Below are 24551 nucleotides of genomic sequence, written 5' to 3' on the forward strand. Positions count from 1 at the left end.
TGTCGGTGGCGGCAATGCCGCCGGCGAGTCGATGGTTTATTGGGGCGCTATTCTAGCCTTATCTGCCATCTAACAGTGTGAAATCTTGGTAAGAGCGGCGTCTTTGTCACATTTTGGGCGACTATTCGTCGCCCAGCGGGATAGCGGGTGCCCAGCGCAACCAGCTCGGTTCCACGTCGGCGTGCAGCGGAAAGTGCTGGCTGGCTTCTGCCGGGGGTGCCAGGCCGTCCTCGCCCCGCCCTTCTGGGGTGGCGAAGGCGATGCCGCCTTCAAGCAGCGATTCGACCGACTTACTGCGGATGGTCGTGCCGCTGAATAGGCCAAAATTAATGGCGACGCCGCTGGAATTCCAAAAGCGGGTGTTGCGCCGCACCAGCGTGGCGTAGCGGGGCTCAATATTAATATGGATTAAGGTACGGCGTGCATCGCTAGACAGTTCAAAGCCGTAGACTTCACCCACAGGAATGTCGCGATAAAAGACCTTCACACCCTCTTTGAGTGAGCCGCGCTGATCAGCACTCAATATTACATTCAGCCCTTTTGCGGGCGCCCGCAGCGGTGGCGCGCGCTCCAAGCCGATAAACTCTGTGAGCACGTCGCCGCTGCCCGGTAGCACACTAATATAGGCGCCGGTTACCAGGGTTTCGAGATTGCGCGTACCCACTAAGCCCAGTTGCGGTTTCACCACCCAAAAGCGGCTACCTTCGCGGGCGATAGCTTTTGCCGAAGGCGCCAGGCGGGCACTGACCACAACGCCTTGCATGCTCTGGTCCAGCTCAACGGCGGTCACTTCGCCGACCTTGATTCCCTCGTATTTAATTTCGGTTCCCTTGCTTAGACTGGCGCCGCTGGAGAAGTACAGGCGAATTTCTCTGCCCTTATCGGCAAAGCTGCTTTCGTAGTCCTCGTGCAGGGTATAACGCAGCCCCTCCCAGGCGGCTTGCGGGCGAGCCACTTCAGGGGTGTGAAAGGCAATGCCGCCACTGACAATGGTCGCCAGCGACTCGGTTTTTACGTCGAGGCCACCGAGGCCACCGCTGATACTAATGCCGCTGGCGTTCCAGAACAGCGATTCGCGGTGCAATAGGTGGGCGTAGCGCTGATGAATAAATACGCCGATTTCAACACCTTTGCGCTGTAGCGACACGCTTTCCACTTGTCCGACAGCGATCTTGCGAAAATACACCTTGCTGCCAATTTTCACCGAGCCCAGTTCGTCGGCCTCGAGCACCACCCTGACCCCAGGCGCACTGATCCGCTGGCTGGGGGCGTCGCGCAGTGCCGTGTAGCGTTCCTGCAGCTCGCCGTCTTCGCCGTCGACATTCACGGCGATATACGGCCCTCCCAGCAGGGTGTCGAGTCCCTCAACACCTGAACCCGAGACTTTGGGGCTGACTAGCCAAAACTGGCTATTTTCATTGAGGTAGTCGTAATAGGGGGCGTTGATGCGCAGCTCGGCCTCGGCACCGGCGGTAGGGCCAGCCTCATTAAAGCGCAAGTTCTCGACGCTGCCGATGCGAATACCTTGCAGGCGAAGGTCCGCACCCTGGTTCAGGCCCTCGGCGCTGTCGAAGGCCACCACAATGCGCTTGCCGCCTTCGGCGTGCGCGCGGTTTTGATGCAGCGTAAATCGGTGGCCGCTGTCGACAGCGTCGCCGTCTTCGGGACTGTCGAAGGCCACACCGCCCGCAAGAATGCTCGCCAATGAGCCGGTTTCAAGCTGGACGCCTTGCAGCCCCGCTGTGACTTTAACGCCGCTGTGGTTCCAAAATCGGCTGCGATGGTTAATGAGATGGGTGTAGCGTGGGTCGATGTGGGCAGTAATCTCCACACCGTCGTCAAGCAGTGTATAGCCTTCAATATCACCGACATCGATTTGCTGATAGAGCACGGGGGCGCCAACAGATAGCGAGCCCAGCTCTTTGGCGTGCAAGGTGATTTGTAGCCCCGAGTCGCTGCGAGGCGTGGCCGGGGGTTCGAGTAGCGCGGTAAAACTGCGCGCCGCTTGACCGTCGCCGGGTTGAAAGCTGATGTAGTTGCCGGCGACCAGGGTGTCGAGCCCCGACACGCCAGAGAGCGAGATTTGCGGTTTAACCAGCCAGAACTTGGTGTTCTCGTTAATCAGTGGCTCGATCTGTGTTTGCAGGTCCAGCGTGGCATTTACCCCTTTTAGTGCGTCGTCGAGTTGAAGTTGACTGACGCTACCCACGGTAATTCCTTGGTATACCACGGGCGTTTTGCCAGCGGTAATGCCGCTGCCATTGTCAAAGTGTACGGTCACCTGCAGGGCATTGCTGCTCAGGTTCTCGTAGAGCAGCCACATTGCAATGGCTGCGGCCACCACAGGAAGTAACCACACTGCCGACAGCCGTTTTTTGGTTTTTAATTCGGCTTGGGGATAGTTTTGTTCAGTGTTTGTCATGGTGTTCCAAATCCCAAATCAGTCTCGGGTCAAAGCTGTTGGCAGCAAGCATGGTCAATACCACCGCACCAGCAAAGGCAGTGGCGGCGGGGCCGGTGTCGACGGTGGCGATATTGCCAAGGCTGACAACAGTAACCAGTATCGAAATCATGAATAGGTCCAGCATCGACCAGCGGCCGATAAGGTGCACAAAACGGTAGAGTGCTGTGCATTGCTGCTTGCTCAGCGAAAGGCGAAACTGCACCACCATCATCAGTAATAGCAGTGCAACGATTTTAATAATTGGCACAACGATGCTGGCAATAAAGACAACGGCGGCGATCGCTCGCAGATCTGCCTGCCACAGGCGAATGATCCCCGACATAATGGTGTCGGGCACGCCCTGTCCTAGATTGACAACCGTCATAATGGTTAAGACATTCGCCGGTATCAGCAGCACGGCGGCGGCGAGGCACAGCGCCAGTGAACGCTGCAGACTGTGATGGCGGCGGAAGTAGAGGTGGGCATGACAGCGCGGGCAGCGTGCCAGGTGATGTTGGTCGCGCGCAGGCATGGCGCTGAGTAAGCCGCAGTGCTGGCAGCGGGCGAGCCCGTGTTGCTTGGCCGTTGCTGCGTTCATGTCTGCCTCCGCTGCCAAAACTGCCAGGCTTGCTCGGCATTAAAGCTCTGCGCGCAAAGGATAAGGCTGATCATTAAACCGGCCAGGCAGTAGCTTCCGCTGAGAATGTGTATCTCACCGTCGTCCATCATCTTCACGTAGGCCACTAAAATTCCGATCGCATAGACCTCCAACATGCTCCACTCCTGCATAAAGTTGCCGAGCTTGATGCTTCGAGAAAAGCTTGGCGGGCAGTAGTTAAGGTGCTGGCAAAGAGCGATAAAGGTATTGAGGAGTAAGTGCATTAGCGGCGCTAACAGCGAGCAGAGTAATACAATCAGAGACAGCAGTTTGAAGTCCTGTTGCCACAGCCTGAGTACGCCTTCTGCAAGGGTGTTGCTGCCGGTTTGCCCGGCCAGGGTAAATTGTAAAAGTGGCAGGCAGGTGGCGGGAATGAATAAAATCAGGCCACACAAACCGGCGGCCAAACTGAGCTGTGGCAAGCGTGGCGGCGCCTCGGCTAAGACCGCATTGCAGCGCGTGCAGTGGGCGCGCTTTTTACTCTCGAGCCGTGGCAGCGTTTGCAACAAATCGCAGTCGGGGCAGGCGTGAAGGTGGGGTTGTTGCGTCATTGTTTGGCGTTTACTGCAGTGGCGCGAATAAGTAGGCGCAGCGGCTAGCCAGGCGGCGGATCAGCGACCAGCTGGCAACCTCTCTTGGTAGCAGCTGTCGACACTGCTTGAAGTCATTTTCGAGCATGTGAGTGAGTTCCCCCGCAAAACCCTGATCATAGACCAGTGCACTTATTTCAAAGTTCAGCCGGAAGGAGCGGTTATCCAGGTTTGCCGTTCCCACGACGGAAATCTCATCATCCACCAGCATGACTTTTTGATGCAAGAAGCCACATTGGTAGTAATAAAACTGCACGCCATGGGGCAAGGTTTCTCGAATTGCTGAGAAAGACGACAATTTGATGATCAGTTTGTCGGGCTGCTCGGGAAGCATAATGCGTACATCCACGCCGCGCATCGCGGCCAGCTGCAAGGCGTGAATAATGGGGGTGTCGGGAACAAAGTAGGGGCTGACGATCCACAGGCGCTCTCGGGCTTGGTGAATGAGCGTTTCAAAAAACAATGCGCAGCTTTCAATACTGTCGGCGGGGCCGGTGCCAATAATCAGCATTTGTTGGTCGCTATGGTCACCGGGTGCGGCCTCACAGGGTGTAGGTGTCCAGTTCAGAGGTGGTAGTGACTCCTGTGCCCAGTACCAGTCTTCGACAAAACTCAATTGTACGGCTTGCACCGCTGGCCCTGTTATTGCCAGGCCGGTATCGCGCCAAGGTGTAAGGACGGGGTGTTGATGACGGTATTCATCGCCAATGTTCATACCGCTAATGGCGGCGTAGTTACCATCGCAAACGACAATTTTTCGGTGGTTGCGAAAGTTCAACTGTAGGCGATTGCCTGCGCCCTTGGTGCTATTGAAGGGGACAATTTGTACGCCGGCAGCGCGAAGTCTCTGCACATATTGGCGCGGCAATTTTAGACTGCCGATTTCGTCGTAAATAAAGTAAACCGACACGCCTTCTTCGGCTTTTTTTACCAGTATCTCTGCCAGTTCATTACCGATACGGTCGTTGCGCAGAATGTAGAACTCAAGCAGTACATAGTGTTTGGCAGCGCGGATATGCGCAAACATATCCGCGAAGGCCTGTTCACCATCAATCAACAGGCGAGCGTGATTACCACGAGTGAATGGCAGGGTGCTGAGGCGGTTGAGACCGAGCAGCCGCGAGTCTTGGCGGCTCGGATAGGTCTCGATATTTGAGAGCTGCGGCGCAAGCTCGCGGATCAAGTCTTCGATCGCTCGTGTATCGCCGCGTTTGGCGATCGCGTAGCCGCGAAATTTGCGCCGGCCGAATATCCAGTAGAGCGGCACAAAGAGCGGGGGGAGAACAATTAGCACAATGGCCCATGCCACCGCACCCTGAGCGGTGCGGGTTTTAAGAATGGCTTCCAGAGCCGAGAGTATACCGAGCAGCGCAATAAACGCAGCCACAGCGGCCGCCAGCCCTGACTGGTTCGCCACTACCCAGGCTGTGCTGCTCGAAAAAAAGTCACTGATTCCCATGTGCCCTCATGCAAGTAGTCGCGACGCCGTGGCCTTCACCCGCATAGACGATGCCGAGTGTTGCGTAGCCGATGGTAAAGTGATTGCCATGAGAATACGACTGTGCGTGTTGCTTTCACAGTTTTGCAGAATGGGAATGTCATTATGAGTAGAGTTTTTGCCACACCCTCGGCCCTGTTGGACGCAGTGGGTGAACATTTGGGGGCCAGTGAATGGCTGGAGGTTGACCAGCAGCGTATCAACCTTTTTGCCGATGCCACCGGCGATCATCAGTGGATTCACACTGACCCAGAGCGCGCGAAGGATGGGCCTTTTGGCAAGTGTATTGCCCATGGCTATTTGACCTTGTCACTGGTGAATTTATTCCTGCCACAAATTATCGATGTGCAGGGCATTTCAATGGGCGTGAATGTCGGCTGCGAGCGTATTCGTTTCCCTGCGCCGGTGCCGGTTGGCTCGCGAGTGCGCGGGGTGGGCGAGTTGCTCTCTGCAGAAGAGTTGAAGGGCGGCGTACAGTCGGTGGTACGGGTGACCATTGAGATTGAGGGCGGCGATCGCCCAGCCTGTGTGGTAGACACCATTAGCCGCTATTTCCCAGAGTAATTGCTCGTCTGCTGGGATCAGCAAAGTGAATATTAACGGCGGCCGTTAAAAACCTTTGATATAAGGAAGTGATAGGTCGGTCAGGGCCGCCGTGGTATAACAAAAGTGTTGCTATAAAGCGATACGAGATAGTCCCTATCCGCATGGAGGTTGTCAATGGATTTGACCCACGGCGATGTGCTTGACGGCGGTAAAGAGCTGCTGAGTAATGTGCCCATGTATATTTCGGCCGACGACGGCTATGCGCAGTGGGGCGGCTGCTTACACCTCAAGCGCCAGAATGGCGATTTGCTGCGTTCTGGGGAGTATCGAATTCGTTTGCGCGATGGTCGGCTCGGCAATATTGTCGTTCGTAAAGTGATCTCCACCAATGGTGCCCACCACCTAGAGGTGCTCTTTGAGGGGCGCGGCGAGTTAGCGCAACGGCGCGCAGGGTAAGCGCTTCGGTTTCTGAGTTGTCATCGCTGCCATTGAATGCGCGAGCCCCTTTTCCATTTCTCAGCGCGCTGTTGGCGCCTTTCTTGTTATATGTCCTACCACTCTTCGACAGAATCCCCTATTTTGTGGGCATCGTATGTAATGTGTGTGGCTAAAAGTAGTCATCTTTATTTGCGGTGTTTAGCATTTAACGGCAGTAATGGACGAGATAGGTACTAGTCGTTGCCTAGCCCTAAGTTTGGAGAGTATTGATGAAGGCGATGTCAGTATTAGTGGCAAAATGCATCGGGGTGTTGGGCCTGGCCAGCGCGGCCCTGGTACTTGTGCACCCGGTGAACTTGGCAGGGCTTGAGTATTCCTGGAAAAGCGCCTCCCTGCTGCTGGCCCTGCAGGTTTTGTTGTCATGTCTGCTATTGTATGCCGCCGAGCAGCGCCGTCAGGGCAGCGAGATAGCGGAGAAGGCCTTTCCTGCAGCAGTTATGGCGGTGGTGCTTTGGGTTTGTATGTTTGCTTACTGGTTACAGCAAGCCGTTATAAGCTAAGGAGTCATGAATGCTGCGCTGCGAATTATTGCCTCGCTTCTACGAAACCGATGGTCTGGGACATATCAATAACACGGTCGTGCCAAAGTGGTTTGAAACGGCGCGCACGCCGATTTTTAAAATCTTTAACCCCGAGCTCAGCCTTGATCAATGGAACCTGATTCTGCGCAAGATAGATGTGGAGTTTATCGCGCAAACCTATCACGAGTATCCAGTTGAAGTCCGCAGCTGGGTCAGTCATGTTGGCAACACCTCGTTCACGGTCAGTCATGAGCTATGGCAGCGTGACGAGATGACGGCAAGCGGAACGGCTGTACTTGTGTATTTTGACTACGATGCTCAGCAAAAGGGAGTGATCCCCGAACATTGCCGCAGTGCATTAAAGGAAATAGTGAAAGAGGGGTGAGTCGTATTGGGCAGGGGCTGCGCATAAATACCGCAATCAGCGTCGATTAGCTCGGGTATTTAATGACACTAGCGCGTATAATTTGCGCCCCCGCCGGTACTGTGTTCGTCTGACGCCGAATTTAACCGCGCGTCACTCTCGACCCCCAGATCAGGTCCACATTATGAGCAACACCGTAACCGCTGACGCGGAACTCCCCTTATTTACCGAACTTGGCCTCCATCCTGCTGTTGAGACGGTTGTCTCAGAGTTGGGGTATGAACGTCCATCAGCAATCCAAGCTGCGACTATTCCCTTGTTATTGGAAGGTCGTGATGTATTGGGACAGGCCCAAACTGGCACGGGCAAAACGGCAGCGTTTTCGCTGCCTATGCTGTCCATGCTGGATGTTAAAAGCAAAACCACCCAGGCGTTAATTCTTGCTCCTACGCGTGAATTGGCCATTCAGGTTGCCGAGGCGATTCAGAGCTATGGTAAGCACTTAAAAGGTCTGAAAGTACTCTCAATCTATGGTGGTCAGGGTTATCGAGAGCAGCTCGATGCCTTGAAGCGGGGCGTCCAAGTGGTCGTTGGCACACCCGGCCGGGTTATGGATCATATCCGTCGCGGTACGCTCAAACTGGACGGGTTGACTCACTTGGTGCTTGATGAAGCCGATGAAATGCTGCGCATGGGCTTTATCGACGATGTTGAATGGATCATGTCGCAAACGCCTGAAAGCCGGCAGATAGCCCTTTTCTCGGCGACAATGCCCGCGGCTGTTCGACGCATTGCCAATACCTACCTGAATGACCCCGAACAAGTAACGATCAAAACTGCGACAAGCACTGCGGTCAGCATTCGTCAGCGCTATTGGTTGGCGCGTGGTGCGAGCAAGTTTGATGCCCTGTGCCGCGTCTTGGAAGCAGAAGACTTCGACGGCATTATTATTTTCGTGCGCACCAAACTGGCCACAACCGAGTTGGCAGAGAAGCTCCAGGGCCGCGGTTATGCGGCGGCAGAATTGCACGGCGATATCGCCCAGGCGCAACGTGAGCGCACCGTGGAAATGCTCAAGGGTTCGCGCTTGGATATTTTGGTCGCGACCGACGTGGTGGCGCGGGGCTTGGATGTTGATCGCATCAGCCACGTGATTAACTACGATATTCCCTACGATACCGAGGCTTATGTGCATCGCATTGGCCGTACTGGTCGGGCGGGGCGCAGCGGCGATGCCATTCTGTTTGTTGCACCGCGCGAGCGTCGGATGCTGCAATCAATCGAGCGTGCCACGCGTCAGCGTATCGAAGAGATGGGCCTGCCCGGTGCCGCCGAAATCAATGCCCTGCGCATACAGCGTTTCCAGGCAAAATTGTTGGCGACCCTGGAAGCAGGGCGGGATAAGGACCTGTATCGCGAGATGTTGCAGACTTTCTGTGAAGAGCACAGTGTCGATCCTCTGGATGTTGCTGCAGCATTGGCTCGCTTGGCTCAAGGCGATAAAGACCTGCTGCTTAAAGGCGACCCGAAACCCAGCAAAGCGCTGGCGGACAAGCCTGCTCCTGGTAAAGCCACTCGCACTGAGCGCCGCAGCCCTCGCGGTGCCGGGCCGGAGTCGGGGATGGAGCGTTTCCGCATAGAAGTGGGCCGCAAGCACGGTGTTGGTGTGGGCAACATTGTCGGCGCAATTGCGAATGAAGCGGGGATCGACAGTGATTATATCGGCCGTATCCAGCTCTTCGACAACTTCAGCACGGTCGACCTGCCTGCGGAAATGCCCGACGATGTGTTGAGCGCTTTGCAGTCTCCTCGCGTAGCGGGGCAGCCAATGACCATGTCTCGATTTAGCGGAGAACTGCCGGATACCCCTGTGCGCAAGCACCGCAAGGGGCCGTCTCCGTCGGGCAAAAAACCGCGCAAAGCCGACAAGTCTGGCGCCAAGGCGAAAACCTCGGGAAAGGCGCCTAGCAAACGGCCGATCAAACTCCGCAATAAAGACTAGGGGCTAGGCCCTGCTGCTCGGCTCACGTACACTCTCTGCGAGTTTTTTGAGAGGGTGTGCTGTGAGCGCGCGGATTTTTCTGCACTTTCTTCTGTTGGGCTGCGTCAGCTTTGGTGGGCCCACGGCGCATATCGCCTACTTCCGCAAAGTATTTGTTGAGCAGCGCCAGTGGCTCAGTGACGAAGACTTCGCCCGTCAGTTGGCGCTGTGTCAATTCCTACCGGGGCCGGCATCGAGCCAGCTCGGCTTTGCCATAGCCCTTCAGCGCGGCGGCATTCCCGCGGCTTTCGCCGCTTTCATCGGCTTTACACTGCCATCGTTTCTATTGATGTACGGCCTTGCTGTGTTCAGCTTAGCGCAGACACCGGTGTGGATGCAGAGCCTTGTGGCAGGGATGAAGTTATTAGCACTGGTCGTGGTCGCTGATGCGCTAATCAATATGGCCAGACAATTTTGTTCAGGGCCCTGGCTTTGGGCCACCGCATCGCTAAGTGCGCTGGCGCTGCTGTTTATGATGAACCCTGCCTTGCAGTTGTCGCTAATGCTTGGCGCGGCGCTGGTGGCCTATTTTCGATCGCCGAAGGTTGAGTGCGATCCACTACCCTCGGCGCGGCCGGCGCGAATTCCCTTGCTGATATTTGTTGTCTTGTTGGCCGTGGCAGCGCTGATTCCCGACGCCGTGTTCAGCGAATTCTATCTTGTTGGCAGCATGGTCTTTGGCGGTGGTCACGTCGCGCTACCGCTGCTCAATGCCTTTGTGGGTGACGAGTTGAGTAGCGAGCAGTTTATTTTGGGGTATGCGGCGGCGCAGGTCGTTCCGGGCCCGATGTTTTCTATGTCGGCATACCTGGGGGCGATGTTGAGCCCAGCGCAACCGTTCGTTGGTGCATTGGCTGCCTGTACGGCAATTTTTTTGCCCGGTTTCCTGTTGGTGCTGGGTTTGTCGCGGGCCTGGTATACGCTGGCAGCCCGGCCGCGGGTGCGCGCCGCTGTGGCCGGCGTCAATGCGGTGGCGGTGGGCATGTTGGCCGCGGCCTGGGTTGACCCCTTACTGTTAGAGTTGCCCCGAGAGGCGGCCAGCATTGGGATGGCGATTGCGCTGTTCGCAGCGCTGCGTAGCGGCAAAGTGCCATTGCTGGCGCTGATCGGGGTTGTGGTCGTCTACTCGCTGTTTTTTCTCTAAGCCCCCATTTCCAAGGAGCGTCCATTCATGGCAAGTAAGGAAGCAATAAGTCAGTTTCTGCTACAGGAATTCCCCCAGTGCAGCGCAGTTATCGAAGACCTGAGCGACGGTCGAGCAGTGGTGCGGCAGGCGGTTGATCACAGCTCGTTGCGCCCGGGTGGCACGGTTTCCGGGCCAACATTGATGGCGCTGGCCGACCTTGCTGTCTATGTGGCGGTGTTGTCGCGTATCGGCATTGTGCCGCTGGCCGTGACGACCAACCTCAATATTCACTTCTTAAAGAAGCCCGCCGCCGGAAAAGACTTACTGGCGCACTGTCGGCTGATTAAATGCGGGCGCAGCATTGCGGTTGCCGACGTTGAAATTTTCTCTGAGGGTGACGAACACTCGGTGGCCTATGCATCGGCCAGCTACGCGATTCCCAAGGGCTAAACGCCGTCGGCGAGTGCGTTAGCCAGTATTTCATAGCTGCGCACCCTGGCGTTGTGGCTGTGCATTTGGCAGCTGATAATCAGCTCATCGACATTATTTTCCTCAATGAACTGCCGGGTCTGCTGGGCAATAGTCTGGGCATCGCCGATTGCGGAGCAATTCATCACTGACTGAATCAGCGCGCGCTCAGGGGTGGCGAGCTGATTCAGGTAGTTGGGTTTTGGTGGCGGCAATTGGCCAGGTGTACCGCGACGCAGGTTGACGAAGGCTTGTTGCATCGAGCTGGCAAGGTACTCTGCTTCAGACTGCTCCGGGGCGGCAAACACATTGAAACCCGCCATCGCGTAGGGCGCATCGAGGTACTTTGATGGTGTGAACTGCTGGCGGTACAGCGCAATAGCCTGTTGCAGTTGCCCAGGCGCAAAGTGCGAGGCAAAGGCGTAGGGCAGGCCGAGTTGCGCAGCGAGTTGCGCGCCGAAAAGCGAAGAGCCCAGAACCCACACAGGAATATCCAGCCCGACACCGGGAATGGCTCGCACCATTGCCTGGGGGTCGCCGTCGAAGTAATTAAGCAGCTCGACAACATCCTGCGGAAATTGCTCAACATCTGCATGTAAGTTGCGTCGCAGCGCACGAGCCGTGGCGGGGTCGGTGCCGGGCGCGCGGCCCACACCGAGGTCAATGCGCCCTGGATACAGTGATGCCAACGTGCCGAATTGCTCGGCGATAATAAGCGGTGCGTGATTGGGTAGCATAATACCGCCCGCGCCTACCCGAATGCGCGAGGTGGCTGCCGCCACGTGCTGAATGACCAAGGCAGTGGCGGCGGAGGCGATACCGGGCATATTGTGATGCTCGGCGATCCAGTAGCGTTGATAGCCGAGGGATTCGCAGCGCTGTGCCAGTTCTGCGCTGCGCGCTAGTGTTTCACCGACATCGCTGCCTTGCGCGACAGGTGCCAGATCGAGTACGGAGAGCTTGGTCACAGTGCTTTGTTTTCCTCAGCGTTTTCATTGTCACTTGCTGCCAGCGAGTGCCCCGGGGTAGAGGGAAGGTCTTCACCGCGAAGCATTGCCCAGAACAGCGCGGTTTTTTCTCGACTGTTTCGGTGCACCTGATACTCAACGCCGCGTTGTGGCTCATCGGGGAAGAGTTGGATGCTCCACAGGGCATCGAGTTCGTGGGGTAGTATCGAGTAGCGAATATCGATGATCTTGCTTGGATTACCGGGTTGCAGGGCGGTATAGCCCTTGGAAAACCAGTCGAAGCGCTTTACGTCATTCGCCTGACGCGAGACTGACGGCAGCCAGGGCAGGTCGCGCGGAATATTTAGTGCGGCAATCGAGTCGCCGGGGTAGATACGGATATCCCGCGCCACGCGCACGGCATCCACATAAAAGCGGTCGTGACTGCGGTACACCGTTTTCCACAATATTAAGTTGGCGAAAGAGGGTTTGGCCTCCAGTGATTCGACCTCGTGGCCGCGACTTGCTGCCAGCCGATAACCCTCGGCCTCTGCGCGTTCGCGCTGCACAACACCCAGCAATGGGTAGGTGAGTATCCAGGCCAGAGCAAGGCGCGCAGCCCAGCGGCGATTGCCCTTCCATGCCAGCGCGACCAGCGCGGCGATGGGCAGGGTGTATAGGGGGTCAATAATCGACAGGATATTCCACGCAATGCGGGTGTCGCTAAATGGCCAGAGTAGCTGCGTACCATAGGTCGTGCAGGCGTCGAGGAGCGCATGGGTGGCGTAGCCGGCACCACAGAATAGTGCGCTGCGGCCGAAGGACATTGGCCAGCGGCGCCGGAAGAATAGTCTCAGCACTGCGGCGCAGAGTAGGGCGCCCAGGGGAATGAAGACCAGCGAGTGGGTGAATTGGCGGTGAAACTCCAAAAACAGCAGCGAGTCGTGAGGAGAGCGAATCAGTACGTCTAGATCTGCCGCCATACCAGACAGGAAGCCCAGCGTGGCGGCGGCAACGGCATAGCGCCGCGGTGGCGATAGGTTTTGCGCGGCGCTGGCGCCAAGTAACCCTTGTGTGAGTGGATCCATAGCAGGCTCAGGGAAGCAAAGCCCTCAGTGTAACGCGATTTCCGCCAGTGTGGTCGCCAGTGAGTGAATTGTTACACCTAGTGCAGCGACGCGCTTTCCATATGGGTACCCAAGACCGTTGTCAGGCTATCCAGGTGACGCATAAGCTCAATGCCGGCGTCGGTGAGATAGCCGCCGTCTATGCGGCTGATGATGCCTTTGCTAAACAAGCGTTCGGTCGCGGCAATCAACGCGGGGTCGGCATCGTGATGGACCTTGATGCCCTCCAGGCCCGAGGCGGGATTGAACTGGGAAAGCACACGAATTTCTTGCAAGATACTGTCCGACATTCTCATGGGCGAAGGCTCCAAATTAACAAAAACTGGCAGGCCTGAATCAATGTAGTCAGCATCGAGCAACTTTTCCATTGTTCGGCGTTCGGGCCGCGACACTAACTAGGATAACGATCATGTTCAGCGAATACTCTCAGTTCGACGCGATGGAATTGGCGGCTCTGGCGCGCCGTGGAGAGGTGTCGGCCCAGGAATTATTGGACGCGGCACTGGCCAGGGCCGCCGCCTGTAACCCGCAGTTAAATGTGCTGATCCACAGTTTTGCCGATCGCGCCAGACAGCAGATTATTGATGGTCTGCCAGAGGGGCCCTTTCAAGGTGTGCCCTTTGTGCTGAAGGATCTAATGGCGATGTTCGCCGGTGAACCGATTTGTATGGGGAGTCGCGCGTTGTCCTATACCCCCCGTTATGACAGCGAGCTGGTAAAGCGCTATAAAGCGGCCGGACTGAATATTTTTGCGAAGTCGAATACGCCGGAATTTGGGCTGATTATCACCACCGAGCCCAAGCGTTTTGGCCCGTCTCACAACCCGCATCGGCAGGGTTACAGCACGGGTGGCTCCTCAGGGGGGAGTGCAGCAGCTGTGGCGGCGGGCATTGTACCCATTGCCCACGGTGGCGATGGTGGCGGCTCGATTCGCTTCCCTGCGAGCTGGTGTGGTGTGTTTGGTTTAAAACCGTCACGAGGCCGCAACCCAATGGGGCCCGACTTGGGGGAGGATTGGCAGGGGGCGGTGGCAGAGCATGTGTTGAGTAGAACCGTTCGCGATAGTGCCGCCATGCTCGACTGCACAGCCGGGCCGGAGCTGGGGGCGCCCTACAATATTCGGCTGCCTGAGGGCAGTTTCCTTGCGGCTGCTGAGCGGGACCCAAAGCCTTTGCGCATTGCCCTGTGCCGAGAGCCGCTGGTGCCGACCGATGTTGACCCCGAGGTACTGACCGGGCTGGAACAAACCGCTGAGCAACTGGCGGCGCTGGGACACCGGGTGGAGGAAGCTGAGCTGTCGGTCGATCGAGACCAAATGTGGCGCGACTTTCTGGTTATTGTCGGGGCAGAGGTAGCCGGTTTGCTGCGCCGTATTCAACGAGATTACCCCGGCAGTGACATCCGCCGCTGTGAACCCTCAACCAAAAATCTGGCAATGATGGGGCGCTCTTTTTCCGCGGCAGACCTCGTGGAGGCGCGTTACGGCTGGCACAAAGTGCAACGTGCCGTGGGTGAGTTGATGGCCGATTACGATGTCATACTTTGCCCGACAACGCCCACCGCTGCTGTGCCACACGGTCAGTTACCGCCGTCACCCTGGGAGGCTGCACAAATGCTGGCGTCTCACCGTATGAATATAGGCCGAGCGTTACTGCGTAGCGGATTGGTGGAAAAAATGGCCTTGCCGGTGCTCGGGAAAATGGCCTACACCCTGCTTGGCAATATTACGGGCCTGCCTTGCATGTCGGTGCCGCTGCATAAAACCAGCACCGGGCTGCCGTTTGGAATGCAATTTATCGCCGGTATGTGTGAAGAAGAATTGTTGTTTAGCTTGGCAGGGCAGCTAGAGCGAGAAGTGGGCTTTACCGACCTCCCGCTGCTGGCCTAGCGCGCCGCGTTATTCCGGGTGCTCGTCTATCTCGCGGTGTTGGGCGTCTTCAGGCAATGACGCCGCATCGGGAGCGAGATGGTCACCTGCTTTGGGTTTGGCGGGCTTCTCCTCCAGCAGGCGGCCAGCGTCCTTGGCGGCTTCTTTCACCGCCTCGCGGGCAGCATCGCTAACCGTTTTCGGATCATCGCTGCGCTCGGCGGCAGACTTCGCCGCTTCACGCGCTGCTTCTTTCATATTTTCGGCAACCGGTTCCAGCGCTTCGGCTACCACGGAGTCGGCGACCTTTTCCGCCGTGACGCGCTTCTCGTCGGCAGCGATGCCCACATGGTAAGCGGCAAAGCCCGGCATGACCATTTGATTGAGCGCCATACCGATTATCTGGCCGTCCACGCTGCTGCGGATCACGCTGGACCGGTTGGTGATCGGGTCGGTAACGGTGCCAAGGATATCGCCCTTTTTCACGTTTTCGCCCAACTTGCTCTCCGACAGAAAAACGCCGCTTTGCTCTGCGCGTAGCCAGAGTGATTTATAAAAGACTTTCTGTTTGGGAGCGCGAACGGGTTTGTCGTCGATCATCTTCATGTAGTGCATAACGGCTTTAATACCGTTGACGCTTTGCTTCACCTCTTTGAGCTGCATTCGCAACGGTTCACCGGCTTCGAGCGTAACGGCTGGAATGCCAGCGTCGACCGCGGCGCGGCGAAGGGTGCCCTTGGCACCGGCGCCATCTAATACCGTGACATCGTGAAACATTTTGCTAAATTGCTGCACGCTCTCTTTGCCCAGGTCACTGCGCAGCTGGGTGAGGTTGGTGCGATGGAAGGAACCGGTATGAATATCGATAAGGCGGTCGCAGTGGGAAATCACCTCATTGAAAAAACTGTGGGCAATGCGGCCAGCGGAGCTGCCCTGTGCATCGCCGGGGAAATAGCGGTTGAGATCGCGGCGATCAGGCAGGTAGCGAGAGGTTCGCAGAAAGCCGTGCATGTTGACGATCGGCACGCCAATGACGGTGCCATTTAGCTTGTCGCTTTCCAGGCTGAACATCACGCGGCGAATAGTTTCTACGCCGTTGAGTTCATCGCCGTGCACCGCCGCCGTAAGGCACAGTGTGGGCCCGGGGTTCACGCCAGCGGCAACCAAAACCGGGGTGGGCATGGCGAGCCCGGCTACGGCTTGCCCCGCGGTCCAATAGAGGCGTTGAAAACTGCCGCGCAGAATATCGTGGCCGAGTATGTTTAAGGCGATATTGGGGTCGGCTTCGGGTACTTCAGCGCGAGCGATGATCGCCGCGGAGCGCTTTTGCCGTGGCGTTTGCAGACCGTTGCTGGGCTTGGCGGCGGCTTCTTCCAATGACTTGCTCTGTTGCTCGTTAGCTAAGGCAATGCTAGTCACAGTAGGCAGTGCAAGCAGTGCTATGAGGCTTATCGTCAATGGCAGTGCACGCATAATTGAACAGCTCCGACGGTCGATTCGAGGTTTAAAAGGCTACTTAGCCGTGCCCGGCGGCGCAGGTCAAGTGCACGACAGGCTTATGTGCATGTTTGATGTCGATACGCCGACAAGTTCCGCAGAGCGCGCAGCGAGTGTTAAATTGGGGGCGCGGTAATGGTCCACAAAGTCTATAATTGGGCCATTCTCATCAGTGCAGTGGCAGAAGGAGCACGGAGTGGCACAAGACAGGCTGGTAATTTTTGATACAACCTTGCGAGACGGCGAGCAAAGCCCCGGTGCGTCAATGACGCGAGAGGAGAAGGTTCGCATTGCCAAGATGCTTGAGCGCATGGGTGTGGATGTTATCGAGGCGGGTTTTGCAATTGCCAGTGTCGGAGATTTTGAGTCGGTAAAAGCCGTTGCAGAGGCCGTGAGTGAGAGTACGGTATGCAGCTTGTCACGGGCGGGCGCGCAGGATATTGATCGCGCTGCCGAGGCATTGAAGCCGGCCAAGCAGGGTCGTATCCACACGTTCATAGCAACCTCGCCTATCCACATGCAGTATAAGTTGCGGATGCAGCCAGATGACGTGGTCGAGCGCGCTGTATCGGCGGTTAAGCACGCACGCAATCTCGTTGGCGATGTGGAGTTTTCCTGCGAGGATGCGTCTCGCTCCGAGTTTGATTTTTTATGCCGAATTATCGAGCAGGTCATCGACGCCGGTGCGTCAACGATCAACCTGCCGGATACCGTGGGTTATGGTGAGCCCGGTGAATATGGCGAGCTGATTCGGCGCTTAATAACCACCATTCCCAACGCCGACAAAGCCATATTTTCTGTGCACTGCCACAATGACTTGGGCCTGGCAGTGGCCAACTCGTTATCGGCAGTGATGAATGGTGCTCGCCAGGTGGAGTGCACCATCAACGGCTTGGGTGAGCGCGCGGGTAACGCCTCTCTTGAAGAAATCGTTATGGCTGTTCGCACCCGGCGCGATGTGTTCCCGGTTGATGTGGGAATAGACACTACGCAAATTGTGCCGACATCGCGGTTAGTCTCGTCGATTACGGGCTTTCCTGTGCAGCCTAATAAGGCGATTGTCGGTGCCAATGCGTTTGCCCACGAGTCGGGTATTCACCAAGATGGCGTGCTGAAGCATCGCGAAACCTATGAAATTATGCGCGCTCAGGATGTGGGTTGGCACACCAACAAGCTGGTCCTGGGTAAGCATTCGGGCCGCGCTGCCTTCAAAGCGCGCCTTGAAGCGCTGGGCATAGAAGTCGCTCATCAAGGTGCGCTCGATCTCGCTTTCACCCGTTTTAAAGAACTGGCGGACAAGAAGCACGAGATCTTCGACGAGGACCTGCAGGCGTTAATGAGCGACGTGCAGCCTGGTGATAAACCGCAGCGCTACCAGCTGCAAACCTTGGAGGCGGTGTCGCGCAGTGGCTTTAAGCCTCGCTCCGATATTTTATTGAGCATCGATGGTGAATCTCACAGTGTCAGTGCAGAGGGTGACGGACCTGTCGACGCGGCGTTTAAAGCGCTTGAGTCGGCGGTAAACTCCGGCGCAAAACTGGAACTTTACTCAGTTAATGCAATTACTCAGGGCACCGACTCGCAAGGTGAGGTGCAGGTGCGTCTCGCCAAGAATGGCCGTATCGTCAATGGCAATGGTGCGGATACCGATATCATTGTCGCTTCGGTCAAAGCGTATCTGGACGCATTGAATCTGCTGGAGCTGGACAGCGCCCGTGCTCATCCCCAGCGCGAGGGCGTGTAGTGAGCGCTGAGCTTCAGCATGCTTACTTAAAGGCCATGGGGCTACCGCTCTATGTGCCGCGCTTTTGTCTGCCGGGCGCCAAGCCCAGTGTTCGTGCTGAATACGCGCAGGCGCCTGAGCCGCCGCGCGATGCCGTAGCTGAATCCAAGCAGCCACTTGAAACAGGGGCACCGAATATCGATACGGCGTCTGCGCGCCGTGCGCTGGGAGAGCTGACTGCAAGTAAAGATTCGCCGGCAGAGAAGCCGGTTGAGAAGCGCTCTGCCACGGCGGCGACTGCCGAGACTGAGCGCAGCACCGCACTGCGTTTTACTGCTAGCCTGGTCGACAGTGGCATCGGTATACGGTTCTTGGCTGACTGCAGCAATTCGGACCTATCACCGGCCAGTAAACGGCTTGTCGCCAATATTGCCCGAGCGATGGCGCGGCACTGGCAGCGTGAGCAGCAACTGTCGCTATCGGCCACCGTGTTTGATTGGCCTATTGTGACAGTGCCGGGCTTGCTAACGGGCGAAGAAGAAGCGCGCGAGGCGCTGAGTGCCTACCTTATTGCGCAGCGTGGCAGCACTGTCACCGCGAACGTGGTTGTTGTGTTTGGGGATTCATTGCGCCCCTATGTCGATGGCGACTATCTGGCCGCGCATTCTGCGAAACTGATTCAGGCCCCCAGTGTCGAGGTTTTACAGACGCGCCCCGGCGCGAAAGCCGAGTTATGGGCGGCATTACGGGCTGTTCAGGCAAGTGTCTAATACGGTCGACTTCGTTGAACTACGCAGTGTCGATTTGCCGGCCTGCCTAATGCTTAGTCGCCACAGTGACCCCTATCCCTGGCGAGATGAAAATTGGCGGCGCAGCCTGCGAGACGATTACTGCTTCGCGCTGCGCGAGGGTAGCGGGTTGATCGCGATTGCGGCGTTTTCCCTGATTTTAGACGAACTCAGTCTGCTCAATATTATCGTTAGCAATAAACAGCGCGGTCGCGGTCTTGGACGACAGCTCCTCTGTGACGGGTTGGAGTGGATGCAGCAAATAGGCGCCCAACGCTGCTTTTTGGAGGTGCGTGAATCCAACGTTCCGGCGCGTGCCTTGTATCGGGCTTTGGGTTTTACCGAAGACGGTATCCGGAAAAACTATTACCCCTCGGCCAACGGTCGCGAAGATGCCATCCTCATGTCGACGCCGTTGCCCTTGTATACAGGATAATTCCCATGCGTGAAGTCGAAAGTGATTTTTGGTTTATTGCGTTGCCTGAGCAGTGGCACAGCGAACGTGACGACGACAGTATTTTAATCTTCGATGAAGACGAGCTGGGTTGTATCTGCCTCAGCAACCTGCAATCCGATGACGGCAGGGTCGACCCACAGGGGCTTGAGCGACTGATCGCTGAAATGGGGCACTCGCTGAGTGATGGCGAGCGAGTCGAGGTTGGTGAAGCGTGGCGCGGTTGGGAGTTTGCTGGCGAAGACCAAGGCGACTTTATACGTGAATGGTATCTGATGGCGGAGGATCATTTGCTGCTTGTCACTTATACCTGCGCCATGGAGGATCGAGACATGGATCGCGGCGCCGTAGACGAGATTCTGGACAGTCTTCGTTTGAAAGCATAACTATACCAATGGTTTAAAATCACTTGGCGAAGTTGTTGTAACCTAGCGTTTGTGTTAAGAAAGGCGACAGCGCGCACAGTTGCGGCCCCTGAGCTGTGCTAATGTCTGGCTAAATAAAAACGTTAGGGCAAAGTCTATGAGAAGTTTGAGTTCTCTCATCACCGCCATACTTATTATATTCAGCGGTAGTGTTTTTGCTGGGAACACGCAGGAACGATTAAAGCTGGCATCCGTTAGTGCATTGGCAATGGATGCGGAAAGCGGCGAGCTCTTGTTCCAAAAGCACGCTAATCTTCGCATGCCGATCGCATCGCTGACCAAGGTGATGACGGCGATGGTCATCCTTGATAGTGCTCAGCCCCTAAATGAAAAAATTCGCTTCAGCGACGTAGATCGTCGGGCGATCAATTACTACTTCTCCCGTATTCGCGTTGGCTCAGAGCTCCCCAGAGGTGAACTGCTGAGGCTTGCCTTAATGTCCTCCGAAAACCTTGCTGCAGCAGCGTTGGCGAATAATTATCCGGGTGGGGAGCGGCAATTCGTAGCGGCGATGAACGCTAAGGCCGCTGAATTGGGGATGAAGAACACACGGTTCGTCGACAGTAGCGGCCTGTCGCCTAAAAATACCTCGACGGCGCTTGATCTCGCAAAAATGGTGGCTGCTGCTGCCGAGTATCCCGAAATCAAAGAATATTCCACAACGCCCGTTCACACGGCAAATTTTAGCCGTCCGCAATACCGTCTGGCTTACGTCAACACGAACCCTTTGCTGCGCTATGAGCGCTGGCAGGCCGAAGTGAGTAAGACCGGTTACTTAGATCTGGCGGGACGCTGTCTGGTAATGAAAACCGAAGTGGATGATCGCCCGGTCGTCATGGTAATGCTGGATTCATTCGGTAAGAGTAGCCCGGTGGGGGATGCAGGCCGGATCAAGCGCTGGATTGAAAGTGGTGAGAGTGGCCGCGTGGCATCGTCAGCGCTGAGCTATCAGCGTAATAAACTGGCGGGCTATATGGCTAAGCAAGCAACGGCAAGTCTGCGTTAGGGCTGGCGCTTCGGTGATTTCTCGGTAATTAGGACGGTTCGAGCTGCTGAGTGAGGCCGTCCAACCAATCTTTTTGTAGCGGTTTGCTGATGTAGCCTTCAATCAGCGGGTGCGCTTCTGCACGCTCACGGTCTTTCGGGTCGGTCGACGTTGACAGCATGTAAATATCCGCTGTTCGCTGCTCCTTGGTCAGACAGCGGCTGTAGTGATTGAGAAATTCCCAGCCGTCGACCGAGGGGATGTTGATATCCAGGAAGATGATGTCCGGCATGGGGTGCTCGCCATCCAAGGCGGCAATCAGGTAGTCGAGGGCGCTTAATGCCGAGGTGCAAGCGGTGATCTGCGTCGCTATACCGGCCTGCTCCAGTAATAACTGGTGGTAGTAATTGTCGGCGTCGCTGTCATCGATCAACAGTATGGAATTCACACTCGGACTCATTATTTTTCGCCCTTCGGTACGGTGAAATAGAAACAGCTACCTTTTCCGACCTCGCTTTCCACCCAAATTTCGCCGCCCATCAGTTTTGAAAGTTTTTTGCAGCTGGCCAAGCCAATGCCGCTGCCGGGGATATCTTCGTGTCGGTGTAGTCGTTTGAATACATCAAAGATAGCATTCTGATGCGCGCTGTCTATACCAATACCGTTATCGCAAACACTGAATAACCATGTACTCTCTTTTTCGGTGCACTCGATCTCTACTTGTGCGGCCCTGTCGTTTGCGCGGAATTTTATCGCATTGGTAATCAGGTTTTGTAAAAGCTGGCGGATCTCATTGCGCCCAACCTGAATGGTCGGCATTGCTCCAACGCGAATATCTACTTGACCGTCCGCTAGTTGCCGGCCGAGATCATCGCGCAATTCGGCGAGCAATTCAGTGCAATCTACCGTTTCGGCTTGGTAGCTGAAGTCTATGCGGCTGTAGTTGAGTAGGGCGGTGAGAAGCTCTTCCATGCGCGTAGCAGCTGCCTGTATAAAGTCGATGGCCTTGCCGCGCTGCTCGTCTGTCATACTGCCATCATCATTTTTGAGCAGCTCGCTGTAATTTCCCAGGCTTCTCAGCGGCTCACGCAGGTCGTGTGAGGCAATAAACGCAAAGCGTTCCAGTTGGTGATTGCTTTGCTCCAGCTTATCAATGGTCTGGGTCAGGGCGGCGGCATTTTTCTCTGAGTTGGCCAACATGCGCTGCGCAAAATTAAAACTGCGGCGGTGAGCGCGGCTCAGACTGATAAACAGCAGCAGGAGCATGGCATCAATAACCAGGGCGCAGACCAGGATGATCTTGGGCTGCGAATCGTCAGTATTACGCCAGAAACTTGGGCTGCTGGCCGTCGCGACCTGCCATTCACGGCCGTAGATATTCAGCTTGTATTCGGCGAACAGGCCCTGTGCCTCATGGTTGTCAGGGAACTCATCGTATAGCACGGTATCGCCATCAGAAATACGTAAAAATATATCCCGTTGTTGCTGTTCCAGTGTCCCGCGCATCAGTTCAGCGACCACAAAAGGCGCGTAGACCATGCCTGCGAAATTGGCGCGGCGCTCCTCTAATGTTTCACTGTGTTGGCGATAAAATGGCGCGTAGAAAAGAAACCCCGGCGTTTTATTAGCGTCCTGAACCAGTACGATGGGGCCGGTAATTTGTGCCTTGCCGCTGTCTCGGGCGTTAAGTGCGGCGCGCAATCGGTTAGCCTCATGGGCGACATCGAGGCCAATGGCTGCGGCATTTTTATCTTCCGGCATGATAAAGGTGATGGGCAGCAAAAAGGGTAGTGTGTGCTGCGGGTGCACCTTATATGCCGGGCGGTCCCGTCGGTGCGTAGCAAGGTAGTCGTCTAACTGCTGCCGAGGCACATAGTCGATAACACCAATGCCATTAATACCCGGATATTTATCGCTAATGTGTAAGGCCGAGGAGAAGCGCCGCCACGTTGCCAGGTCGACCGCTTGACTATGGGAGTGCTTAGCAGCGACACCTGCCCAGAGGGCATCTTCGTACTTGTGGAGCCGTTCCTGAATCAGGCCAGCAACCTGGGAGCTGTAGCGTTGGAAGCGGCTTTCGCGCTTGTCCTGTGCTTGGCGCTCAGCGTATTGCCAAACAAAAAAAGTGAGCACGAGCGAAAGTGCCAGCACACTCCAGTGCGCACCGTGTAAGCGACCTGAGCGTTCGATACTGCGCCGTTCGTCGGCTAGCTCTTGTTGTTCAGTTGTCGTGCTGGACATAGCAAACGTGTAATTATGTTTAGTTGCTACGCTAACACAAATGGTGTGGCAGGCCTGCCTCGAAAACGTAGGTAGTTTCCGAGGCAGGGGTTAGTGGTTTTGCCGCTGAATTTAACGAAGAGCGGCTTGCTTGCCGGCCATGCGACCAAAGAACGTTGCGTCACCCACTGACATGCCACTGGCGTAACCCGCCGCTGTTCGTGGAATACCCGCAGTGGTGCGGCCGGCAGCATAAAGGCCGGGAATGACCTCTTTGTCGCCGTTCAGTACTTCTCCGGTCGGTAAGCTCTCCAGTCCACCGAGTGTGAAGAATGGGTAGAAGGGGCCGCGCCCCAGAGTGCAGTCCAGGGCAACGTAAGGCGCTTGAATTGGCCGCAGCCAGGCCTCTGATTTATGGAATAGGGGGTCTTCTCCGCGCTCTGCATTTTGGTTGTAGGTATCCAGGCTGTGCTGCAAGCTGCCCTCGGGCAATTCCAGTTCCTGTTCAAGCTCGGCAATGCTTTCACCGGTGCCGGCAACTTGGGCACCGAGGTAGCTCATCTTTTCGTAGTCGCCGTAGCCGTCAACGTCGGTGATCAGGTAGATACGCTTTGAATTTTGCTGCTGAAGCAAAGCGTTATAGCCAACGCGGCCGTGATAGCAGTCTTCGTTGATAAAGCGCTGGCCCTTATCGTTGACCAAAATGCCGTAAGTCAGTGACGACGGTGGGTAGTATGGGAGGCTGACAAAGCACTCGTGCATATTGGTGACCGCTGCACCTGCACCCATGCCCATACGGATGCCGCTGCCGGTGTCACCGGGATTGCCGATTGGTGTCAGGCCGCAGTCAAACTGGGGAGCATATTGGCGCAGCATGTCTTCATTCATGCAGAACCCGCCGGCACAGAGGATTACGCCTTTAGTCGCTCGCACGTACTGCTCTTTCTGGTTGATGCGCACCACGATGCCAACGACTTCGCCTTCATCGCTTTGAACCAAGGTCAATGCCCGTGCTTCGTAATGAACGTTAATCGCCGGGCGCTGTTCCACCGCGTCAGTAAGAATTTTCATCAGCAGCGGGCCGCCGTTGTCGCCCTCTACTTCAAGGTTGTGTCCGCGGGGCACGGGTTTTGCCTGCTCGTAGAAGGGGTAGGCTTTTTCATTGCCGGTAAACAGCAGGCAGTCATCGGTCAGGGCCATAATGGCGCGCTCTTTTAGCTCGCTCATTTTGAAGGGAACGCCCATGCCGGTAAGCCATTCATAGTGCTTGATGCTGTTTTCACAGTAGTGCTGTAATTTCGCGTCATCGGCCTGATTGCCAAAGCATGCGCGCAGATAGCTCAGCATATTGTCAGTGTCGTCTTCGTAGCCACAGGCTTTCTGAACCGGCGTACCGCCATTGCCACCCATGTAAATCTCAGCGCTTGAGAGTGCCGTGGAGCCACCGCTGGCACTGGCTAACTCAAACAGGGCGACCGAGGCGCCTGCATCGGCTGCTTCAATCGCCGCGCAAGCACCTGCGCCGCCGAAGCCGACAATGGCTACATCTGTTTCAATATCCCAGTTGCTCACATCGCTGGCGCGGAGGGGGTTGCTGGGGCTGCTTTTATCTTTATCGCTCATAGTGGTGACTCTTTTAATATGTCTGTATTAAAAACTGCGTCTAATCTACTGTTTTTCGCCTTTTTCGGCAACCGCCTAGTGCTTGCGTTTCCAGGGTTTAATGTTGCTGGCGATGACTTTTCTGCATGTTGCAGGCAAAAAA

At 56.2% G+C, this 24551-nt stretch carries 24 protein-coding genes; 13 read left to right on the plus strand and 11 right to left on the minus strand.

The features are described 5' to 3' along the window. Positions 1-121: 121 nt before the first annotated feature. From ABNS66_RS09300 to cls, 4 genes are read right to left on the minus strand one after another with little or no spacing between them, the layout of a single operon-like run. Positions 122-2422: an MlaD family protein gene (locus ABNS66_RS09300; protein WP_286839028.1), complete on the minus strand. Its 2301-nt coding sequence runs from the start codon at positions 2420-2422 to the stop codon at positions 122-124. Beyond that, positions 2409-3041, minus strand: a complete 633-nt coding sequence (locus ABNS66_RS09305; protein WP_036255498.1) for a paraquat-inducible protein A — start codon at positions 3039-3041, stop codon at positions 2409-2411. The genes ABNS66_RS09300 and ABNS66_RS09305 overlap by 14 nt, the downstream gene beginning before the upstream one ends. After that, complete coding sequence (locus ABNS66_RS09310; RefSeq protein ID WP_204996849.1) at positions 3038-3652, minus strand: paraquat-inducible protein A; 615 nt, start codon at positions 3650-3652, stop codon at positions 3038-3040. The genes ABNS66_RS09305 and ABNS66_RS09310 overlap by 4 nt, the downstream gene beginning before the upstream one ends. A gap of 10 nt (positions 3653-3662) precedes the next feature. Then, entirely contained in the window at positions 3663-5150 is a 1488-nt protein-coding gene (cls, locus tag ABNS66_RS09315) for a cardiolipin synthase (protein ID WP_286839026.1), read from the minus strand. A 144-nt stretch (positions 5151-5294) separates the two neighbouring features. Between cls and ABNS66_RS09320 the strand changes: the two genes are divergently transcribed. The 7 genes from ABNS66_RS09320 (at position 5295) to ABNS66_RS09350 (ending at position 10735) form a co-directional block, all read left to right on the plus strand. Further along, complete coding sequence (locus tag ABNS66_RS09320; protein ID WP_204996851.1) at positions 5295-5753, plus strand: MaoC family dehydratase; 459 nt, start codon at positions 5295-5297, stop codon at positions 5751-5753. Between the two features lie 156 nt (positions 5754-5909). Beyond that, the gene (locus tag ABNS66_RS09325; RefSeq protein ID WP_204996852.1) at positions 5910-6191 is read left to right on the plus strand and encodes a hypothetical protein; all 282 of its coding nucleotides are present in this window, start codon (positions 5910-5912) and stop codon (positions 6189-6191) included. A gap of 251 nt (positions 6192-6442) precedes the next feature. Continuing rightward, a complete protein-coding gene (locus tag ABNS66_RS09330; protein ID WP_286694714.1) occupies positions 6443-6733 on the plus strand; it encodes a hypothetical protein in 291 nt (96 codons plus the stop codon). 10 nt (positions 6734-6743) lie between these two features. After that, positions 6744-7139: a thioesterase family protein gene (locus ABNS66_RS09335; RefSeq protein ID WP_286839022.1), complete on the plus strand. Its 396-nt coding sequence runs from the start codon at positions 6744-6746 to the stop codon at positions 7137-7139. 163 nt (positions 7140-7302) lie between these two features. After that, complete coding sequence (locus tag ABNS66_RS09340) at positions 7303-9120, plus strand: DEAD/DEAH box helicase (RefSeq protein WP_286839020.1); 1818 nt, start codon at positions 7303-7305, stop codon at positions 9118-9120. 61 nt (positions 9121-9181) lie between these two features. Then, positions 9182-10303 carry a chromate efflux transporter gene (chrA, locus tag ABNS66_RS09345; RefSeq protein WP_286839019.1) on the plus strand — a complete coding sequence of 374 codons (1122 nt, stop codon included), beginning with the start codon at positions 9182-9184 and terminating at the stop codon, positions 10301-10303. Positions 10304-10330: 27 nt separating this feature from the next. After that, positions 10331-10735 (plus strand): PaaI family thioesterase, encoded by a 405-nt coding sequence (locus ABNS66_RS09350; RefSeq protein ID WP_286839017.1) that lies wholly within the window; start codon positions 10331-10333, stop codon positions 10733-10735. Here ABNS66_RS09350 and ABNS66_RS09355 read toward each other — a convergent pair. The 3 genes from ABNS66_RS09355 to ABNS66_RS09365 form a co-directional block, all read right to left on the minus strand. Beyond that, complete coding sequence (locus tag ABNS66_RS09355) at positions 10732-11721, minus strand: LLM class flavin-dependent oxidoreductase (protein ID WP_286839014.1); 990 nt, start codon at positions 11719-11721, stop codon at positions 10732-10734. The genes ABNS66_RS09350 and ABNS66_RS09355 overlap by 4 nt on opposite strands. Next, positions 11718-12788, minus strand: a complete 1071-nt coding sequence (locus tag ABNS66_RS09360; RefSeq protein WP_286839012.1) for a metal-dependent hydrolase — start codon at positions 12786-12788, stop codon at positions 11718-11720. Before ABNS66_RS09360 ends, ABNS66_RS09355 begins: the two co-directional genes overlap by 4 nt. A gap of 77 nt (positions 12789-12865) precedes the next feature. After that, positions 12866-13195: a TIGR02647 family protein gene (locus ABNS66_RS09365; protein WP_286839010.1), complete on the minus strand. Its 330-nt coding sequence runs from the start codon at positions 13193-13195 to the stop codon at positions 12866-12868. Positions 13196-13236: 41 nt separating this feature from the next. Between ABNS66_RS09365 and ABNS66_RS09370 the strand changes: the two genes are divergently transcribed. Next, positions 13237-14715 carry an amidase gene (locus ABNS66_RS09370; protein ID WP_286839008.1) on the plus strand — a complete coding sequence of 493 codons (1479 nt, stop codon included), beginning with the start codon at positions 13237-13239 and terminating at the stop codon, positions 14713-14715. Between the two features lie 9 nt (positions 14716-14724). Here the strand turns inward: ABNS66_RS09370 and ABNS66_RS09375 are convergent, their stop codons facing one another. Beyond that, complete coding sequence (locus ABNS66_RS09375) at positions 14725-16167, minus strand: succinylglutamate desuccinylase/aspartoacylase family protein (RefSeq protein WP_286839007.1); 1443 nt, start codon at positions 16165-16167, stop codon at positions 14725-14727. Between the two features lie 220 nt (positions 16168-16387). On the opposite strand from ABNS66_RS09375, the gene ABNS66_RS09380 reads away from it, so the two are divergent. From ABNS66_RS09380 to pbpG, 5 genes are all read left to right on the plus strand, one after another. Beyond that, a complete protein-coding gene (locus ABNS66_RS09380; protein ID WP_204996863.1) occupies positions 16388-17935 on the plus strand; it encodes a 2-isopropylmalate synthase in 1548 nt (515 codons plus the stop codon). Continuing rightward, complete coding sequence (locus tag ABNS66_RS09385; RefSeq protein ID WP_286839004.1) at positions 17935-18684, plus strand: hypothetical protein; 750 nt, start codon at positions 17935-17937, stop codon at positions 18682-18684. Before ABNS66_RS09380 ends, ABNS66_RS09385 begins: the two co-directional genes overlap by 1 nt. Then, on the plus strand, positions 18677-19138 hold the full coding sequence (rimI, locus tag ABNS66_RS09390; protein WP_286839003.1) for a ribosomal protein S18-alanine N-acetyltransferase: 462 nt from the start codon (positions 18677-18679) through the stop codon (positions 19136-19138). Before ABNS66_RS09385 ends, rimI begins: the two co-directional genes overlap by 8 nt. A gap of 5 nt (positions 19139-19143) precedes the next feature. Continuing rightward, positions 19144-19542 (plus strand): hypothetical protein, encoded by a 399-nt coding sequence (locus ABNS66_RS09395; protein WP_286694726.1) that lies wholly within the window; start codon positions 19144-19146, stop codon positions 19540-19542. Positions 19543-19678: 136 nt separating this feature from the next. Then, entirely contained in the window at positions 19679-20587 is a 909-nt protein-coding gene (pbpG, locus tag ABNS66_RS09400) for a D-alanyl-D-alanine endopeptidase (RefSeq protein WP_204996867.1), read from the plus strand. 28 nt (positions 20588-20615) lie between these two features. Here the strand turns inward: pbpG and ABNS66_RS09405 are convergent, their stop codons facing one another. From ABNS66_RS09405 to ABNS66_RS09415, 3 genes are all read right to left on the minus strand, one after another. After that, positions 20616-21014, minus strand: coding sequence for a response regulator (locus ABNS66_RS09405; protein WP_204996868.1), 399 nt, complete (start codon positions 21012-21014; stop codon positions 20616-20618). Between the two features lie 11 nt (positions 21015-21025). Then, positions 21026-22807 (minus strand): CHASE domain-containing protein, encoded by a 1782-nt coding sequence (locus ABNS66_RS09410; protein WP_286839000.1) that lies wholly within the window; start codon positions 22805-22807, stop codon positions 21026-21028. A 111-nt stretch (positions 22808-22918) separates the two neighbouring features. Beyond that, complete coding sequence (locus tag ABNS66_RS09415) at positions 22919-24409, minus strand: FAD-dependent oxidoreductase (RefSeq protein ID WP_286694729.1); 1491 nt, start codon at positions 24407-24409, stop codon at positions 22919-22921. Between the last annotated feature and the right edge of the window lie 142 nt (positions 24410-24551).

This window comes from uncultured Spongiibacter sp., assembly GCF_964011655.1.
GTDB classification, from domain to species: domain Bacteria; phylum Pseudomonadota; class Gammaproteobacteria; order Pseudomonadales; family Spongiibacteraceae; genus Spongiibacter; species Spongiibacter marinus.